Origin of the sequence: uncultured Clostridium sp., from assembly GCF_934754925.1 — a bacterium.
Classification (GTDB): Bacteria; Bacillota; Clostridia; order Clostridiales; family Clostridiaceae; genus Clostridium.
Genome location: NZ_CAKVJA010000081.1, coordinates 1 through 4,577, shown reverse-complemented (window position 1 = coordinate 4,577; position 4,577 = coordinate 1). Strand labels below are relative to the sequence as shown.

At 27.9% G+C, this 4,577-nt stretch carries 4 protein-coding genes; 3 read left to right on the top strand and 1 reads right to left on the bottom strand.

Features of this window, described 5'->3' with window-relative positions; genetic code table 11:
- Positions 1–14: 14 nt before the first annotated feature.
- Complete coding sequence (gene msrB, locus Q0G30_RS13745; RefSeq protein WP_294391196.1) at positions 15–467, top strand: peptide-methionine (R)-S-oxide reductase MsrB; 453 nt, start codon at positions 15–17, stop codon at positions 465–467.
- A gap of 73 nt (positions 468–540) precedes the next feature.
- On the opposite strand, the gene alr is transcribed toward msrB, so the two are convergent.
- The gene (alr, locus tag Q0G30_RS13740; protein ID WP_195515993.1) at positions 541–1,701 is read right to left on the bottom strand and encodes an alanine racemase; all 1,161 of its coding nucleotides are present in this window, start codon (positions 1,699–1,701) and stop codon (positions 541–543) included.
- A gap of 214 nt (positions 1,702–1,915) precedes the next feature.
- Here alr and Q0G30_RS13735 point away from each other — a divergent pair, with 214 nt between their 5' ends.
- Positions 1,916–3,154 carry a U32 family peptidase gene (locus tag Q0G30_RS13735; protein ID WP_294391193.1) on the top strand — a complete coding sequence of 413 codons (1,239 nt, stop codon included), beginning with the start codon at positions 1,916–1,918 and terminating at the stop codon, positions 3,152–3,154.
- Positions 3,155–3,623: 469 nt separating this feature from the next.
- Entirely contained in the window at positions 3,624–4,151 is a 528-nt protein-coding gene (locus Q0G30_RS13730) for a hypothetical protein (RefSeq protein ID WP_294391189.1), read from the top strand.
- Positions 4,152–4,577 lie beyond the last annotated feature (426 nt).

The window sequence follows — 4,577 nt, the reverse complement described above, 5'->3', positions numbered from 1 at the left end:
GAAGAAAACAATTTATAGAAGAGGTCTGGAAAGTATCGGATAAAAAGAAAAGAGAACTTAAAAAAACTTTGACACCTCTTCAATATAAAGTTACTCAAGAAAATGGAACTGAACCTCCTTTTAATAATGAGTATGATGCACATTTTGAAGAGGGAATATATGTAGATATAGTTACTGGAAAACCATTATTCTCATCAAAGGATAAATTTAATTCCGGATGTGGATGGCCAGCCTTTTCCAGACCTATTAATAATGGGTATGTAAAAGAAAAGGCAGATTTTAGTCATGGAATGTTTAGAACTGAAGTTAGAAGTAAATCAGGAAATTCGCATTTGGGTCACGTGTTTACAGATGGGCCAGAAGAATTAGGTGGATTGAGATATTGTATAAATTCAGCATCATTAAAATTTATACCTAAAGATAAAATGAAAGATTTAGGGTATGAAGACTATTTAGATAAAGTATAATTAAAAAATACAAATAAAACTGCTCATTATTTAAGTTATGAGCAGTTTTGTAATATTTATATTAATTTAATTATTAAACATTATTTTTTACATGAATTATTTCACCATTTTTAATGTAAGCTCTAGGAACTCTCTTTTTTAATAAACAAAGAACTTCATAATTTATACTATCCATGCATTTTGCAAGATCATCAGCATTAAATTTAATGCCGTTACTTTCACCTAGTAATATAACTTCATCCCCAGCTTTAATATCACCTATATCAGTAACATCAATCATAAATTGATCCATACAAATATTACCTACTATAGGAGCTAGCTGACCATTAACAATAACCTTAGCATCATGTTTTAAGGTCCTAATATATCCATCTGCATATCCAATAGGAATAGTTGCAATTTTACTTTTCCTAGATGTTTTAAAAGTTCTATTGTAACTAATATACATACCACTTTCTAATTCTTTAACATGAGCAATTTTAGCTTTTAAAGTTAAAGCAGGTTTAATTGATAAGTTTTCTTTTTTAACTTCATTTGAAGGATAATATCCATAAAGAATAATTCCAGCTCTTACAGCATCTAAATAGGTATTAGGTAAATCGATAATGGCAGCACTATTAGAGGCATGTTTTAAAGGTATATTAACGCCTTTCTTTTCTAGTCTATTAATAAAATCATAAATTTGATTAAATTGATATTGAGTATATTCTTTATCTTGTTCATCAGAGCTAGAAAAATGAGTAAATATTCCAATAACATCTAAACCATCTAAAGCACAAATTTCACAAATAGCATTAAAACTTTCATCATTAGGAAGGAATCCAATTCTACCCATACCAGTATCTATAGCTATGTGAACTTTTGCCTTTTTGTTAAGACTTTTTGCTAAAGCAGATAATTCCTTTGCATAATTTAAATCATAAATTGTTTGCTCTATATCATAATTAATTAAATCTTCACCTAAATATAAAGGTGTATATCCAAGTATCATTATAGGGGCTGTAATATTATTATTTCTAAGTTCAATTCCTTCAGTAAGCATTGCAACAGCTAGTCTTGAAGCACCATTTTCTAAAAGGCAAGGAGCCACATCTAAGGCACCATGTCCATATGCATCGGCTTTTACAACAGCCATAACTTCTTTATTACCAGCTAATTTCTTTATATTTTTCATATTATTTGCAAGTATATCTAAGTCTATTTCAGCCCATACGGGTCTCATTATCTTTTCCATAATTACACCTCAAATTTTTTATATCTTAGTATTATTGTAATAAAAATATTAAAAAATGATAAGTACCACTAATAATATAAATTTTAACAGTAGTGGCACTATGATATTTTAAATGGCTATTTTGGTAGTATTGTATTAGTTTTTAGATTGAATTAAATAAATAGTAGTATATAATAAAAGCATAAATTATAAATATAACAAAAGGATGAATATTATGACAACAAAATATAAAAAGCCAGAATTATTAGCTCCTGCAGGGAGTTTAGAAAAATTAAAAATTGCTTTTCAATATGGAGCTGATGCTGTTTATTTTGGTGGAGAAGCATTTTCATTAAGAGCAGCAGCACAAAACTTTTCATTTGAAGATATAAAGGAAGGTGCTGAATTAGCTCATAGTTTAGGAAAGAAGATATACTGTACAGTAAATGTAATGCCAAGAAATGAAGGAATAGAAAAATTACCAGAATTTTTAAAAAGTCTTGAAGAAGCTAAAGTTGATGCTGTTTTAGTATCAGACCTTGGAGTTTTTAGAACTGTTCAAAAGCATACTAATTTACCAATACATATTAGTACACAAGCTAATACAGTAAATTATGAAGGATGTAATATGTGGCATGATTTAGGTGCAGAACGTGTAGTTTTAGCTAGAGAATGTTCATTAAAAGAAATAAAAGAAATTAGAGAACATATACCAGAGGAATTAGAATTAGAAGTTTTCGTTCATGGAGCTATGTGTATGTCATATTCAGGAAGATGTTTGCTTTCAAGTTATATGACAGGAAGAGATTCTAATAGAGGTGCATGTGCACAATCTTGTAGATGGAAGTATTCTTTAGTAGAGGAGAAGAGACCTAATCAATATTTCCCTATTGAAGAAGATCAACATGGTACATATATAATGAATTCAAAAGATTTATGTATGATAGAGCATTTACCAGAGCTTTTAGAAGCTGGAATTTCATCTTTAAAAATTGAAGGTAGAAATAAAAGTGAGTATTATGTTGCCATAGTTGTTAATGCTTATAGAAAGGCAATAGATTTATATTATGAAGATCCAGAAAATTATAAATTACCTAAGTCCTTAAGAGATGAAATGTATAAGGTTAGTCACAGAGAATATAATACAGGATTTTTCTTTAATGAACCTAAAAATGATGCAATAATTTATCATACAAATGATCACGTTAGAGAGTATGATGTTGTAGCAATAGTACATGAATATGATGAAGAAACTCAAATTGCACTATGTAAACAAAGAAATAAATTCGTAAAAGGAGATAGGGTAGAAATATTAACTCCAGGAGAGTTTGGTGAAAGTTTTATTGTTGAAGAACTTTATAACGAAGATGGAGAATCTATAGAAGGATGCCCACATCCAGGAATGATGTGTAAGGTTAAAGTACCATTTAAGGTAGGTAAAAACTCGTTTTTAAGAAAAGAGTTGCTTAAGTAGATTTTTAGTAAAAAATTATTATTTAAATAAGCAATTGCAATTATTATGTTAATTATGAATAATTGTTTTTTAAGATTCATGTAAATTAATGAATATAGTTAATAAAAAGGCAGAAATTAATTTGTAGCTAATAAATTAATTTCTGCCTTTTAAGTATTTTAGAGAAGTTTCATATATATACTAAAAATAATTTAGGGGGGAGAGTATAAGAGTCATAGTAATATTTTTGGATTTTGAATAAATTTTATTGCGATGAAAGATTTTATATGATTTATGGAAATCATGATATGGTTAAAAAGAAGCCAGAAATTTTTTAAAGGTGGATATGTGAATGGCTAAATACGGAAGGTTCAAGATATGAAAAAAATTATGAAGAACTTAATGAGCTTCATGTTCATGAGGGATAATCTTAAAATATAAAAATAGTGAAAAAAGGATTTTTTTATTACATGGGCATCAAGGAGATTATTTGAATGATAACTTATGGAGGGTAAGTAGATTTCTGGTTAGATATTTGTGGAGACCTTTAGAGAACTTTGGTGTAGAAGACCCTACTAGGGCAGCTAAAAATTATAAAGAAAAAAATAATGTAGATAAGAGATTAAGTGAATGGGCAGAAAGAGAGGGGGTAATTGTTATAGCTGGGCATACCCATAGACCTGTTTTCCCAAGTAATGGGGAAGGTAAGTGTTTTAATGATGGAAGTTGTGTTCATACAAGATGTATAACAGCTATTGAAATAGTAAATGGAAAGATATCATTAGTAAAATGGAGTATAAAGAGTGGTAAGGTATATAGAAAAGAAGAAAATTATGATAAGGATGGAAGGTTTAATAGAAGGAATAAAGAGGAATTATTGATTAGGGAAAATAATTTGGAAGATAGAAAGCTTAAAATAGATAAACTAGAAGATACATCAGTATTATATATCGGAAAAGAGACATTAGAAGGTCCTGTAGATATTAATTTATATTTTAGCAGTATGATAAAGAATTGATAAATAAAATTACATATAAATTAAAGGAAGTATTCATAAAATAAATATGTAGTAAGGATATAGAGTGTTATATAATTTGTATATTTAGCTTGATCTATGATTAAACTTATCCTAGTGTATCAACATTAGAATTGTTAAGAAAACAATAGAAAGTATAAGAAAAATAAATATAAATTTAAATAAATAAAAAAATATATAAATTAATATATTAAATAGATGATAAGATAAATTTCGTTGCCGATGAGATTGTAGGTATTAAGCAAAAATCCTTGGTAATAATTCTTAAGTTTTTAACTAGATTAATTGCAAAACTTTTTTTGAAAAAAAGTGTTGACATGAATCGGTAAGGATGATAAGATAAGGAAGTCGCTTCGGTGCGACAGAGTAAATGGTCTTTGAAAATTGAACAGAATATAGTTAAAGTAA